The organism is Sphingopyxis sp. 550B, from assembly GCF_057401805.1.
Genome location: NZ_CM171610.1, coordinates 3,360,175 through 3,374,032 on the forward strand (window position 1 = coordinate 3,360,175; position 13,858 = coordinate 3,374,032).

Annotated in this window: 12 protein-coding genes and 1 tRNA gene; 9 read left to right on the forward strand and 4 right to left on the reverse strand. The window is 66.6% G+C overall.

The window, feature by feature from the left end; all coding sequences use genetic code 11:
- The first annotated feature begins 37 nt into the window (after positions 1–37).
- Together AC2S9W_RS15625 and AC2S9W_RS15630 are read left to right on the forward strand one after the other, a co-directional pair.
- Positions 38–128: transfer RNA gene (locus tag AC2S9W_RS15625), tRNA-Ser, on the forward strand.
- Between the two features lie 236 nt (positions 129–364).
- Positions 365–949 carry an endonuclease III domain-containing protein gene (locus AC2S9W_RS15630; RefSeq protein ID WP_486572097.1) on the forward strand — a complete coding sequence of 195 codons (585 nt, stop codon included), beginning with the start codon at positions 365–367 and terminating at the stop codon, positions 947–949.
- A 58-nt stretch (positions 950–1,007) separates the two neighbouring features.
- Here AC2S9W_RS15630 and AC2S9W_RS15635 read toward each other — a convergent pair whose 3' ends face one another.
- The 3 genes from AC2S9W_RS15635 to AC2S9W_RS15645 all read right to left on the reverse strand — a co-directional run bounded on the left by AC2S9W_RS15635 (position 1,008) and on the right by AC2S9W_RS15645 (position 4,153).
- Positions 1,008–1,247: a hypothetical protein gene (locus AC2S9W_RS15635; RefSeq protein WP_158682223.1), complete on the reverse strand. Its 240-nt coding sequence runs from the start codon at positions 1,245–1,247 to the stop codon at positions 1,008–1,010.
- Positions 1,248–1,369: 122 nt separating this feature from the next.
- Positions 1,370–2,596: an alpha/beta fold hydrolase gene (locus AC2S9W_RS15640; protein ID WP_286750320.1), complete on the reverse strand. Its 1,227-nt coding sequence runs from the start codon at positions 2,594–2,596 to the stop codon at positions 1,370–1,372.
- Between the two features lie 576 nt (positions 2,597–3,172).
- Complete coding sequence (locus AC2S9W_RS15645; RefSeq protein ID WP_067113170.1) at positions 3,173–4,153, reverse strand: NAD(P)H-dependent flavin oxidoreductase; 981 nt, start codon at positions 4,151–4,153, stop codon at positions 3,173–3,175.
- Between the two features lie 131 nt (positions 4,154–4,284).
- On the opposite strand from AC2S9W_RS15645, the gene AC2S9W_RS15650 reads away from it, so the two are divergent.
- The 7 genes from AC2S9W_RS15650 to AC2S9W_RS15680 all read left to right on the forward strand — a co-directional run bounded on the left by AC2S9W_RS15650 (position 4,285) and on the right by AC2S9W_RS15680 (position 11,750).
- Positions 4,285–5,379: an acyl-CoA dehydrogenase family protein gene (locus AC2S9W_RS15650; protein WP_486571239.1), complete on the forward strand. Its 1,095-nt coding sequence runs from the start codon at positions 4,285–4,287 to the stop codon at positions 5,377–5,379.
- Positions 5,376–6,581: an acyl-CoA dehydrogenase family protein gene (locus AC2S9W_RS15655; protein ID WP_486571240.1), complete on the forward strand. Its 1,206-nt coding sequence runs from the start codon at positions 5,376–5,378 to the stop codon at positions 6,579–6,581. The genes AC2S9W_RS15650 and AC2S9W_RS15655 overlap by 4 nt, the downstream gene beginning before the upstream one ends.
- A 13-nt stretch (positions 6,582–6,594) precedes the next feature.
- Entirely contained in the window at positions 6,595–7,377 is a 783-nt protein-coding gene (locus AC2S9W_RS15660; protein WP_212596969.1) for an SDR family NAD(P)-dependent oxidoreductase, read from the forward strand.
- 150 nt (positions 7,378–7,527) lie between these two features.
- Positions 7,528–8,778, forward strand: a complete 1,251-nt coding sequence (locus tag AC2S9W_RS15665; RefSeq protein WP_486571241.1) for an acetyl-CoA C-acetyltransferase — start codon at positions 7,528–7,530, stop codon at positions 8,776–8,778.
- 69 nt (positions 8,779–8,847) lie between these two features.
- Positions 8,848–9,978 carry a CaiB/BaiF CoA transferase family protein gene (locus AC2S9W_RS15670; protein ID WP_076075087.1) on the forward strand — a complete coding sequence of 377 codons (1,131 nt, stop codon included), beginning with the start codon at positions 8,848–8,850 and terminating at the stop codon, positions 9,976–9,978.
- A gap of 186 nt (positions 9,979–10,164) precedes the next feature.
- Complete coding sequence (locus AC2S9W_RS15675) at positions 10,165–10,968, forward strand: crotonase/enoyl-CoA hydratase family protein (protein ID WP_067113149.1); 804 nt, start codon at positions 10,165–10,167, stop codon at positions 10,966–10,968.
- A 2-nt stretch (positions 10,969–10,970) separates the two neighbouring features.
- Positions 10,971–11,750, forward strand: a complete 780-nt coding sequence (locus tag AC2S9W_RS15680) for a tyrosine-protein phosphatase (protein WP_067113146.1) — start codon at positions 10,971–10,973, stop codon at positions 11,748–11,750.
- A 754-nt stretch (positions 11,751–12,504) separates the two neighbouring features.
- On the opposite strand, the gene AC2S9W_RS15685 is transcribed toward AC2S9W_RS15680, so the two are convergent.
- Positions 12,505–13,812 (reverse strand): Xaa-Pro dipeptidase, encoded by a 1,308-nt coding sequence (locus tag AC2S9W_RS15685; protein ID WP_083675071.1) that lies wholly within the window; start codon positions 13,810–13,812, stop codon positions 12,505–12,507.
- Positions 13,813–13,858: the final 46 nt, after the last annotated feature.

Sequence of the window (13,858 nt, forward strand, 5' to 3'; positions counted from 1 at the left end):
CTTGCCAACCGATTAGGGGCGCTCGTCCAAGGCATGCGGAGCGGTGGCCGAGTGGTCGAAGGCGCTCGCCTGGAAAGTGAGTATACGGCAAAACCGTATCGAGGGTTCGAATCCCTCCCGCTCCGCCATTTTCCGCCGAATCTAATCCCATAGTGCGACGTGTCGGGACAACCGCAGAGCCCGTCGGCCGCTTTTTTTCCTTGCAATGTTCTCTTTTTGTTCATATTATGAGACTATGCAGATGGCGTTTAGCTTCTGGGCTACAGAAGATATGGAGTGGGTGCGGGATCGGCTAAGATGCCGCTTTGGCTGCCCTGCTGAACCGGTCCGTGTGCGAACGCCCGTCGGCCAGCTGGTGAAGTCGATGATCAGCGGTCGCACACGCGACGCCGTCTCGTTGGGCGCCTATCACCGCCTCGTCGAAATCTATCCCGAATGGTTCAGCATCGCACGAGCGACGACCGCTGAGGTCGAGGAAGTCATCGGCGATGTGACCTTTCCTGATGTAAAAGCGCAATACCTTCGTGATGCCTTGACCTTCGTCGCCGCAGATCGCCCTGATTTCAACCTGACGTTTCTCGGCGCGCTGGACGTGGAGAGCGCGCTCGCGTGGCTGGAACGTCTGCCGGGTGTGGGCCGAAAGGTTTCGGCGTCTACCCTCAACTTCAGCACGTTGCGCATGCCGGCCTTCGTAGTGGACACGCATATACTGAGGATCATGCGTCGATTCGGATTCGTTCGAGGCAAGGCCGACACGCAAACCGTCTATAATCTGACCATGACGGCATTGTCCGACTGGTGTGCGACCGATCTTGCGGAACTCCATGTGTTGATCAAACGCCTGGGTCAGACGGTCTGCCGTGCCGATCGCGCCGATTGTCGAAGCTGCCCGATCCGCCGGCGCTGCCGGGCTGCCACTTTCGGAATCCGAAACTCCCTCCAGAAATAGAAGCGCTTGCGACTTCGAAACCGCAAGCGCTTCATTCCATAAGAGGCGAACCCGGCTGTCAGGGACTGACGGGTGAATCGTCGTCGTTGTCATCGGCGATCGCGATCATCACCGCGATGCCCGCGGCAAGCCCGATCAGACCGATGATCCAGCTTGCGCCGCCGGCGAACTCGCTGTTTTCCTCGCTCGACGATACCGCGCGCGCGCCGTCGAATGCGGGGGCGGCCGAAACCGCAACTGGTGCCGCCACCATCGAAAACGCCGCCAGACAGACGGCGGCTTTGCTCAGATATCTCATGAAGTCCTCCATGTTGGGGCCGGTGTTTCGCGTACATCAACGCGCGAAGGCGTGCCGCGATCCGGCTTCGGCCTCGATTCGACGACAAAGCGGCACGGCCGGGAGCAATCGCGTGGTGGGGATCAGGCGAAGTGCAGCTTGCGATACTTGCCGCGAAAATAGAGCAGCGGATCGCGGCGCGGCTCGAAGATCGCCTTCAGCACCCGTCCGACGAGGATGAAATGATCGCCGCCCTCGTGCACCGCATCGCGCGCGCATTCGAAGCTGCCGAGCGACCCCACGAGCACCGGCGTGCCGAACTCGCCGATTTCCCACGGCGTCGCGGCAAAGCGATCCTCCCCCTTGCCGGCAAAGCGGTTCGAGGTGGGCTGTTGTCCGATCTGGAGGACGTTGACCGCGAAATGGTCGGCGCCGCGCAGGATCGCCGCGCTGCCCGAACTGTTCGCGATGCAGACGAGCAGCAAGGGCGGGTCGAGCGAGACCGAGGTGAAGCTGTTCGCCGTCAGGCCGATCGGCACGCCGTCGGGGTCGATCGCGGTCACCACGGTCACGCCCGTCGCGAAGCAGCCGAGCGCGTCGCGAAAGGTGCGCGCATCGGACCCGGCGCGATATTCGGGCGATTCGCGCGGCACACGGCGCTCGAGGAAGTCGATCAGATAGGCCCCGAGCGTATCGCTGCGATCGTCGGCGAAGCGCGGCGCCGTATCCTCGACCTCGACGAGTTCGCCGTCGGGAAGCCGATCGACGAAGGACGCGGCATCGTCGCGCGAGGCGAGATCGCTCGTCAGACCGTGGATATAGAGCGTCGGCAGCGCAATCGTCCCGGCCACATCCGCGAGGCGTTCGGCCAGCGCCGCAGTGTCGAACGCGTCGGCGAGGCGTGGGTCGCAGACGGGCTGCTCCGGCCCGGGGCGGACGGCATCGCGCAGCCACTCGCCGATCCGAAGCGCCGCGCCGCTGTCGTCGCCGACGGGCAGGTCGACGAGCACGAGCCCCGAGGCCAGCAATGCCGCATCGCGCGCCAGCGCCGCGCTGGCGATCCAGCCGCCGAAAGTCGAGGCGACGACCACGGGACGCGTACCGAGCTGCGCGAGCACGGCGCGGAGATCTTCGACCATCGCTTCGAAATCATAGCGGCCGTCGGCCGGCCATTCGCTGCCGCCATGCCCGCGCAGGTCGAGGCTGATGACACGGCGCCCGGCCTGTTCGAGCGCATCGGCGAGCCGCGCCCAGACCGCGCGCGTCTGCCCCGCCCCGTGCAGCAGCAGCACCGCGGGATCGTTTTCCGACCCGATGATGTCCGCTTCGAGCCGAACGCCCGCGAAGCCGCGATATTGGACCGTCGTCATGCCATTCCGTCTTCCTTAGCTCCGAGCGCCATGCCGTGCTTTCCCGGGCAAGACCAGCCCGCGAAAGAATATGGCCTCGCTTGATCCATATCAACGCGGGGACATGCTTCCACCCTATTCTGCCGGACACAGGTTCGGTGTCGGCCTGTAGCCAATGCGACACGGTCGCAGCGGCCTGCTCCTCGGCACCATCTCCCCACTGCCCCGTCGCCCTGCGGCGGGGCGTTCTTTTTGCACCGTCGACCGCCACCCCGGACCTGATCGATAATGATCCCTTTTCGACAGGTGCCGTTCCCCGGCGAAAGCCGGGGTCCATGCGGGGCGGCGCCATGCCATCTGGACCCCGGCTTTCGCCGGGGAACAGGCCGTTGCGTGTCTGAAGGATATATAGGCCGACTTGATCCGGGGTGACGGCGTCAGGGCGCTTCGGATCCCCGCGCTCATGGGGACACACGGATGCCGCATTCGACGGAATCGTCAGTGCGAGCGGCGCCGCCGCGCGGCAATCCAGAGCGGCCGCAAACCGCCCCGGATTGCTTCGCTCCGCTCGCAAGGTCAATCCAACGTCATCGGCCTCTAGCGGCGAAAGCCTGCCAGACGCTGGTCGATGATCGCTTCGGCCTGGCCGATGATGCGGTCGATCAGGTCCTGACAGCTCGGGATGTCGTGGATCAGCCCCTGCACCATGCCGGCCCAGAAGACGCCCTTGCTGAGGTCGCCGGTTTCGAGCAGTTCGCGACCCGCGGCGCCCGCGACGAGCGGCTGGACGTCCTCGAACTTCGCATCGGGCAGCGACAGGCGGCGCACCACCTCCTCGCTGACCGCGCTCTTGCCGACGCGCGCGGTGTTCTTGAAATTGCGGAAGATCAGGAAGCTGCCGCGCTCGTCATTCTCGACATAGGCCTGCTTCACATTGTCGTGGATCGGCGCTTCCTTCGTCGCGCAGAAGCGCGTGCCCATGTTGATGCCCTCCGCGCCGAGGCTGAGCGCCGCGACGAGGCCGCGTCCGTCGCCGAAGCCGCCCGAAGCGAGCATCGGAATCTTCACCTTGTCGGCGGCCGCCGGGATCAGGATCAGCCCGGGGATGTCATCCTCGCCCGGGTGCCCCGCGCATTCGAAGCCGTCGATCGAGATGATGTCGCAGCCCGCCCGTTCGGCCGACAGCGCATGGCGCACCGCGGTGCATTTGTGGAGGATGGTGACGCCGTGCGGCTTCAGCATTTCCCAGATTTCGCGCACGGCCTGCGTCCCGGCCGTCTCGACGATCTTCACCCCGCCGTCGATGATCGCCTGCGCATAGGCCTTGTAGTCGGGCGCGTTGATCGTCGGAAACACCGTCATGTTCACGCCGAACGGCTTGTCGGTCATCGACCGGCAGCGCTCGATCTCTTCGCGCAGCGCCTGCGGAGTCGGCTGGGTCAGCGCCGTCAGGATGCCGAGCCCGCCGGCGTTCGACACCGCGCTCGCCAGTTCGGCATAGCCGACGCTCTGCATGCCGCCCTGCACGATCGGATGCTCGATTCCCAGCATCTCGGTGATCCGCGTCTTGAAAGCCATTCGCTGTCCTTCCCTCTGTTCGTTGCCCACATGATGACGCTACGTCGCCGCCGCGCCGGAATTGACTTGACGTTTACGTCAACGTCCGGTTCATTGGCAAGAGCGAAGGGTGAGAGAAGGACAGTGCGGCGATGACGATCCTCCACGACGAGGGCCAGCAGGCGATCGCGACCGAATCGCGGCGCGTCCTGGAGGCCCGCATGCGCAAGGAAGACCTTCTGCCGCTGCTCGAGGTAGAGGGGCGCTATCACGAAGGTTTCTGGGCGACCGCGAAGGAACAGGGCTGGACCGCCCTCGCGCTGCCCGAATCGCATGGCGGGCTGGCGCTCGGCCTCGTCGAGCTGGGACTGATCGCGCACCAGGCGGGGCGCACGCTGAGCGGCGCGCCTTTCCTGACCTCCGGCTTCGGCGCGGCCAAGGCGATCGAGCTCTACGGCTCCGACGCGCAGAAGGCGCGCTGGCTTCCGGGCCTTGCGAGCGGCGACAGCATCGGGGCGATCGCCTTTGCATCGGGCGCCGATCCGCTGCCGGCGCAGCCCGGCGTGCGATTCGCCGACGGGCGGCTCGACGGCATCGCGCCCGCCGTGTCGGGCGGCGTCGCCGCCGACGTCGCAATCCTGTTCGCCGCCGGAGCGGACGGGCCGGTGCTGGCGATCGCCGATCTGGCCGGGGTCGAGCGGCGGACGGTCGCCAGTTTCGACAACAGTCGCTGTCTCGCCGACCTCGTTTTCGCGGGCACGCCCGCCGAGCGTCTGGAAACGGACGGCGCGGCGCGCGACGCGGCGCTGCACATCCTTGCGCTCCAGGCCGTCGTCACCGCGCACGAACAGACGGGCGGCGCCGAAGCGCTGATGGAGATCGCGCGCGACTATGCGGTGACGCGCAAGGCGTTCGGCCAGCCGATCGGCGCGTTCCAGTCGATCAAGCACCGCATCGCAGAGCTTTACGGCCTCGTCGAACTGGCGCGCGCCAATTGCATCCATGCCGCGGCACGCGAGGGGGCGGAGGATTTCATCACCGCCGCCGCCGCCGCGCGGCTGTCGGCGACCGAGGCCTATGACAGTGCGGCGCGCGATTGCGTCCAGATTCACGGCGGCATCGGCGTGACGTGGGAAATCGGCCTGCACCTTCACATGCGCCGCGCGCGCAGCCTGGCGCTCGAACAGGGCAGCACCCTGTTCTGGGAGGATGTCCTCGTCGACCGTTTGGCGGGAGAAGGTGCATGAGCGATCTGGAAGCCTGGCGCGCCAAGGCGGCCGCATGGTGCGAATCGATGGTGCCGCAATTCGGCAAGGCAGCGCGCAAGGGCCTGACCGTCGAAGAGGATCTCGCGCTCGGCCGCCGGTATCAGAAGGCGAAGTTCGACGCGGGATTCGCCGGCATCAACTGGCCGACCGATCTGGGCGGACAGGGGCTCGGCCATATCGAGAAGATCGCCTTCGAGGCCGAGGAGATGAAGCACGGCTTCCCGAACGTCTATTTCGGCATTTCGCTGGGGATGCCGGTGCCGGTGCTGATGCAGTTCGGCACCGACCGCGAGTTCGTGAAGGAACGCGTGCTGAAGGCGCTGCAGGGCGAGGAAATCTGGTGCCAGCTTTTCTCCGAACCGTCGGGCGGCACCGACCTGGCCGGCCTGCGCACCCGCGCCGAGACCGACGGCAACGGCTGGAAGATCAACGGGCAGAAGGTCTGGACGAGCTGGGCGCAATATAGCGACTATGGCGTCATCGTCGTGCGCACCGACCCGACCGTCGCCAAACACAAGGGCCTGACCTATTTCTGGGTCGACATGAAGGCGCCGGGCGTCACGGTGCGCCCGATCAAGCTCGCGGGCGGCGACAGCCATGTCAACGAGGTGTTCTTCGACGATGTGCGGATCGGCGACGATCATCGCATGTCGCCGGTCGGCGGCGGCTTCGCGGTCGCGATGGCGACGCTGATGATCGAGCGTTATGTCGCGACCGACAGCGCCGGCTTCGGTCCGCACCTCGACCTGTTCGTCGACCTGGCGAAAGAGGTGCGGCTGAACGGCCGCCCGGCGATCGAGGACGGTCGCATCCGGCAGCAGATCGCGCGCAACCATGCGATGCGCGCCGGGCTCGATTCGATCAATGTGCGCGCGCGGCTGATGATGCAGGCGGGGATGACGCCGGGGCCGGAGGGATCGCTGAACAAACTGGTCGCGGTGCGCTCGCGCCAGAAGCTGTCCGAACTCGCGATCGACTTGCAGGGCGCGGCGGGCTTCGCGTTCGACGCGCACGCCTCCCCCAAGGACGACTGGGCGTCGAGCTGGATCAACGCCCCGACGGGCCGGATCGCCGGCGGGTCGGACGAAACGCTGCTCAACACCATCGCCGAGCGCATCCTCGGCCTGCCGCAGGATCATCGCCCCGACAAGGGCGTCCCCTTCAACGAGATACCAGCCTGACAGGAGCCTCCCCATGAAGATCGATTCCTCCACCGCGGCCGTCGTCACCGGCGGCGCATCGGGGCTGGGCCGCGCGACCGCCGAAGCGCTCGCCGCCGCCGGGGTCAAGGTGGCGATATTCGACATCAACGACGCGCTCGGCGAAGAGGTCGCGAAGGCGATCGGCGGACTGTTCGTCCATGTCGACATCACCGACGAGCAGTCGGTCGTCGACGGCTTTGCCACGGCGCGCGCGGCGCATGGGCAGGAACGCATCGCCGTCCACTGCGCGATGACCTCGCGCCGCGGCAAGACGCTCGCCTTCGACAAGGAAACCGGCAAATATCGCCGCACCCCGACCGCCGATTACGAATATGGCGTCGCGGGCATATTGACCGCCAGCTATCGCATCGGCTCGATCGCCGCCGAGGGCATGGCCAGCTTGCCCGAACTGGAGGATGGCGAGCGCGGCGCGATCATCTTCACCGCGTCGGTCGCGGCGCAGGACGCGCAGATCGGGCAGGTCATCTACGGATCGGCCAAGGCGGGCGTGAACGGCCTCGTCCTGCCGATGGCGCGCGACCTGATGGACCTGGGCATCCGGGTCAATTCGATCATGCCGGGCGTGTTCGGCACGCCGCTGCTCGGCAATATGAACCCGAAGGTCAAGGAAAGCCTGGAGGCCTCCGTCCCCTTCCCCAAGCGCCTCGGCAAGGCCGAGGAATATGCGAGCCTGGCGATGGAGATGGTTCGCAACACCTATTTCAACGGCCAGTGCGTCCGCCTCGACGGCGCGATCCGCATGGCGCCGCGCTGAGACCATGACACCCCCTCTTTCCGTTCGTGTCGAGCGAAGTCGAGACACCCATCGGCACGGCGCTGCCCCGATATGTGTCTCGACTTCGCTCGACACGAACGGGAGTGGAGGATGAATTAAAATGAACTTCTCTTTGTAAAGGAACCCATCATGTCCGAAGCCTATATCATCGACGCCGTCCGCACCCCGCGCGGGATCGGCAAGCCCGGCAAGGGCGCGCTGTCGCACCTGCACCCGCAGCATCTGGCCGCGACGGTGCTCGCCGCGATCCGCGACCGCAACAATCTCGACACCGCGACCGTCGACGACATCGTCTGGTCGACCTCGACGCAGGAAGGCAAGCAGGGCGGCGACCTCGGCCGCATGGCGGCGCTGGCGGCGGGTTACGACATCAAGGCCAGCGGCACGACGCTCGACCGCTTCTGCGGCGGCGGCATCAGCTCGGTGAACTTCGCGGCCGCCAGCGTGATGAGCGGCATGGAGGATTGCGTCATCGCCGGCGGCACCGAGATGATGAGCTATCAGCAGCAGCTGTCCGCCGAGCGCGCCAACGCCGGCCTGCCGCAGCGCATGATGGGATCGGGCAACCCCGAACTCGACGTGCTGCATCCGCAATCGCACCAGGGCGTGTGCGGCGACGCGATCGCGACGATGGAGGGGATCAGCCGCGAGGCGCTCGACGCCCTCGCCCTCGTCAGCCAGCAGCGCGCCGACAAGGCGATCAAGGAAGGCCGCTTCGCCAAGTCGGTCGTCCCCGTCCACAATCCCGACGGCAGCGTCGCGCTCGACCGCGAGGAATTTCCGCGCCCCGAAACCACCGCCGAAGGGCTGGCGGCGCTGAAGCCCAGCTTTACCGCCCTCGCCGATTTCGACCTTGGTGACGGCACCACCTTCCGCAAGCAGATCAACCGCCGCTATCCCGACCTGGAGATTCAGCATTTCCACCATGCCGGCAACAGCTCGGGCGTCGTCGACGGCGCGGCGGCGGTCCTGCTGACCTCGAAGGATTATGCCGACAAGCATGGGCTGAAGCCGCGCGGCCGCATCCTCGCCTATGCCAATATCGGCGACGATCCGACGCTGATGCTCAACGCCCCGGTCCCGGCGGCGAAGAAGGTTCTCGAAAAGGCGGGCCTCAAGAAGGAGGACATCGACGTCTGGGAAATCAACGAGGCTTTCGCGGTGGTCGCCGAGAAGTTCATCCGCGACCTCGACCTCGATCGCGGGAAGGTGAACATCAACGGCGGCGCGATGGCGCTCGGCCACCCGATCGGCGCTACCGGCTCGATGCTGATCGGCACCGCGCTCGACGAGCTCGAGCGTTCGGGCGGCCGCTACGGCCTCGTCACCATGTGCGCCGCGGGCGGCATGGCGCCGGCGATCATCATCGAACGCATCTGAGGCGATTATCGCCACCCGCGAGCGCTTCGCTCCGCTCGCGGGTGGCGACGAACGGACAGGAGACACGACATGACCGGACCGCTCAGGGGCGTCAGGATCATCGAGTTCGCCGGCATCGGCCCCGGCCCCTTCTGCGGCATGATGCTCGCGGACCATGGCGCCGAGGTGATCCGCATCGACCGTCCGGGCGGGTTCATGGACCCCCGCGATCCGCTGTCGCGCGGGCGCACCTCGATCGCGCTCGACATGAAGAACCCGCAGGCGGTCGAGATCGCGCGCGACCTGTGCAAAAGCGCCGACGGCATCATCGAGGGCTATCGCCCCGGCGTGATGGAGCGGCTGGGGCTCGGGCCCGAGGTGCTGCTCGCCGACAATCCGAAGCTCGTCTATGGCCGCATGACCGGCTGGGGCCAGTTCGGTCCCTATGCCCAGTCGGCGGGGCACGACATCAACTATATCGCGCTGTCGGGCGTGCTGCACACGGTCGGCCGCGCCGGCGAGAAGCCGACGCCGCCCGTCAACTATGTCGGCGATTTCGGCGGCGGCGGCATGATGCTCGCCTTCGGCATGGCCAGCGCGCTGCTCCACGCGGCGAAGACCGGCGAAGGCCAGGTCATCGACTGCGCGATGACCGACGGGTCGGCGCTGCTCGCGGGCATGACCTGGGGCTTCCGCGCCATGGGCCGGCTGCACGACGAGGCGGGGGTCAACATGCTCGACAGCGGCGCCCATTTCTATGACACCTATCGCTGCGCCGACGGCAAGTTCATCTCGATCGGATCGATCGAGCCGCAATTCTATGCGCTGCTGCGCGAGAAGACGGGGCTCGACAAGGACCCCGCCTTCGACGCGCAGATGGACCCCGCGCAATGGGGCCCGCTCAAGGACAGGCTGACCGCGCTGTTCGCGACGAAGACCCGCGATGAATGGTGCGCGCTGATGGAGATGACCGACGTCTGCTTCGCGCCCGTGCTCTCGCTCGACGAGGCGCCGAAGCATCCGCACAATGTCGAGCGCGAAACCTTCGTCACCATCGGCGGCGCGACCCAGCCCGCCCCGGCGCCGCGCTATTCGGCGACGGTGAACGACATGCCGCGGGCGGCGCCGCAGGTCGGCGGCGACGGCGATGCGCTGCTGGCCGGGCTCGGCTATGACGCCGACCGGATCAAAGCGCTGCGCGAGGGCGGCGCGGTTCGCTAGAGCACCGCGGGTTAAACCTGAACCATTTGCCCCCCGCTTTCGCGGGGGCAGGCTCCGAGCTTGTCGAAGCACCGTCCTTTCTCTTACGGAGTCAGAGAAAGGACGGTGCTTCGACAAGCTCAGCACGAACGGGTACAATTTGATGTCTCGATGCTCCAGAGTCGGGATTCTAGAGGAGATAAGGGCGTGGGTGAATTTCTGAGTGTCGAACGGCGGGGCAAGATTGCCATCCTGACGATGAGCAAGCCCGAAAGCATGAACGCGATCGGAACGCATGCGGATTGCGACGACATCATCGACACGCTGCGCGCGCTGGGCGAGGATCGCGGCGTCAGCGCGATCATCCTGACCGGCAGCGGCAAGGCGTTCAGCGCCGGCGGCAACCTGAAGAGCATGCAGGAACGGCAGGGGATCGGGGTGCTCGACCAGCCCGATTCGACCCGCGCCAACTATCGCCGCGGCGTGCAGGCGGTGATCCGCGCGCTGATGGACTGCGAGGTGCCGATGATCGCGGCGGTGAACGGCCACGCCATCGGGCTCGGCTGCGATCTTGCCTGCACCTGCGATATCCGCATCGCGGCCGAGAGCGCCAAATTCGCGTGCAGCTTCATCAAGGTCGGGATCGTCCCCGGCGACGGCGGCGCCTGGCTGCTCCAGCGCGTGCTCGGCTATCCGCGCGCCGCCGAGCTGTTCCTGACCGGCGACCGTTTCGACGCGGCGACGGCGAAGGACTATGGCCTCGTCACCGAGGTCGTGCCCGATGCCGACCTGCTCGACCGCGCCGTCGCGATCGCCGAGCGCATCGTCTGCAACCCGCCGCGCGCGCTGCGGCTGACCAAGCGGCTGATGCGCGAGGCGCAGCACAGCCGGATGAGCGACATCCTCGAACTCAGCGCCGCTTATCAGGCGATCGTCCACGAAACCGCCGACAACCGCGAAGCGATCAACGCCTTCGTCGAAAAGCGCGCGCCGGTGTTCACGGGAGACTGACCATGGCCGCCGACCGCGTCCTGCCGCTTTCGGGCGTCCACAATTTCCGCGATTACGGCGGCTATGGCGTCGAGGGCGGCGGGCAGCTGCGCAGCGGCGTGCTGTGGCGGTCGGCGCAGCACGAGGCGGCGACCGACGACGACCTCGCCGCGCTCGACGCGCTGGGCCTCGAAACGGTCGTCGACCTGCGCGGCGACGACGAGCGCGAACTGCATCCGTGCCGCCGATCGGATCGGTTCGCGGCGCGCGTGCTGTTCGCGGGCGGCATCACCGCGGGCCTCGCCCCGCACCTTCAGGCGGCGGGCGGCGCGATCGACGTCGAGACGGCGCGGGCGCGGATGATCGACACCTATGCCGCCATGCCCTATCGCCCCGCGCTCGTCGCGACGCTGCGCCTCTATCTGTCGGCGCTCGCCGAATATGATGCGCCGAGCCTCGTCCATTGCGTCGCTGGCAAGGACCGCACCGGCTTTGCGGTCGCGATCGTCCACCGCCTGCTCGGCGTGCACGAGGACGACCTGATGCACGACTATCTGCTCACCAACACGGCGGGCAAGATCGAGGAGCGGATCGCCCAGGGTGCCGCGCATATCCGCCAGCGCTATGGGGGCGAGATCAAGGACGACGCGGTTCGCGCGCTGATGTCGGTCAACCCCGCCTACCTCGACGCCGCGCTGGCCACGGTGCGGCGCGATCATGGCGACATCGCGGGCTATGCCGAGGCGGTGCTGAACGTCACTCCCGAAATGCGCGAGGCGATGGTCGACAAGCTGGTCGTCTGAACGGCGGTTTCCCGGACCGGCGACCGTTTCGACGCGGCGAAAGCTGGAGCCGCTGGCGGTCTGTAATGGCGATCCGTCCTAAGGCGTGTGGGGATTCATCTTGCGACTGTCCTTTATCGTGTGTCCCCGCGAAGGCGGGGACCCATCTGCGGTGGTTTCGAGATGGAACCGGCCGAAGATGGACCCCCGCCTTCGCGGGGGAACACGGCTTTATACAATATCGCGGCGATAGACTCTGAATCCCCACAGACCTTAGGACGGATCGACATTCAGCTCTGGCGGCCTGCAAATAGCGGCTTTGCGAGTTTCCGGTGCTCACGTGCCATCAGCACGCTGCGCTCCGGGTCTCGCAAATCCACCATTTTGACCTGTGGTCGTCTTCGACTCCGGCTCGCCATCCTCTGAATGTCGATCCGTCCTAGGCCGTGATGACATCGAATGGAATCGTCATTGCGAGCGGCGAAGCCGCGCGGCAATCCAGAGCGTGCGCAAACCGCCCTGGATTGCTTCCTCCGGATCAGGTCGGCGTTTATACCCTTGAGACAGGGACGCTGGTGATCCCCGGCGAAAGCCGGGGTCCATGCGAGGCAGGCGCACGTAGCTGGACCCCGGCTTTCGCCGGGGAACGCTCACCTGTCGGAAGGGGATAATTGCCGATCAGGTCCGGGGTCGCAATGACGAAGTGGGTCAATCCAAAGTCATCGGATTCTAGCTTTCGCGGGGATGACGTTTCCCTGTTTTCGCCGGGCGACGTCTATTCGCTCTTTACCAGCGCCCCGCCCTTCACCACCGCCGCGACATGCTCCAGCCGCGTCACGTCGGCCAGCGGGTCGCCGTCGACCGCGATGATGTCGGCATAGCGGCCGACCGCAATCGCGCCGACGTCGCCGGTCATTCCCAGCGCCTCGGCGCCGTTGACGGTCGCGGCGCGGATCGCCTGCAGCGGGGTCATGCCCCATTCGACCATTTTCGCGAACTGCTTGCCATTGTCGCCGTGGGGGTAGACGCCGGCGTCGGTGCCGAAGATCATCCGCACCCCCGCCTTGACCGCGCGCTGGAAGGTCTGGCGCTGCGCGAGGCCGATCGCCTTTTCCTTGTCGAGGCTTTCCTGCTCGGTGCCGTTGGCGGTGCCGGTCGCGAGGATATAATCGTCGTTGTAGATATCCATGTCGAACCAGGTCTTGTGCTCGACCGCGAGTCGGATCGCCTCGTCGCTCGCCAGGCTGCAATGTTCGATCGTGTCGATTCCGGCGCGGATCGCGGTCTTGATCCCGTCGTCGCCATGCGCGTGCGCCGCGACCTTCAGCCCCAGCATATGCGCCTCGTCGGCGATCGCCTTCATCTCGTCGAAGGTGAGTTGCTGCGCGCCGACGCTGTCGCCGAGCGAAAAGACGCCGCCGGTCGCGCAGATCTTGATCGCGCGGGCGCCATATTTGTGCAGCCAGCGCACCTTGGCGCGCGCTTCCTCGGGACTGTCGACGATCGACGGCTGCTTGCGGTCCATCGACGGCGGCAGCCCGCCGCTGTCGCAATGTCCGCCGGTCGCGCCCAGCGCCCAGCCCGCGGGGATGATCCGCGGCCCGGCGATATGACCGCCCTCGATCGCCTGCTTGAGCCCGACGTCGCCGAAATCGGCCGAGCCGAGGTTGCGGACGGTGGTGAAGCCGGCGTCGAGTATCTTCTTTGCATTGGCGACGCCGACGACGGTCCAGAAGCTGTCGGTGTAGCGCAGTCCCTGATAGCCGCCGACTTCCGCCAGCGAGGTCAGGTGGACGTGCATGTCGATCAGCCCGGGCAGCAGCGTGCGGTCGCCGAGGTCGATCTGCTTCACGTCGCTGCCCCAGCGCACGGTGCGCGCGTCGGCAATGTTCGCGATGCGGCCGTCGGCCCCGACGAAGATCGCCGGATGCTCGACCGTCTTGCCGGTCAGCACGTCGACATAGCGCGAGGCGGTGATCACCGTCTGCCCGCCATCGGCCTGCGCCGCGTTCGCGGCGAAGAATGCGCCCGCGCCCAAGGCGATTGCGCGCAGGAAACCGCCGAACTTCACACTGGATTGCATATCCGCCCCCGTTGTTGGTGCCCGCGACCCTGATGGCAAAAAGCGG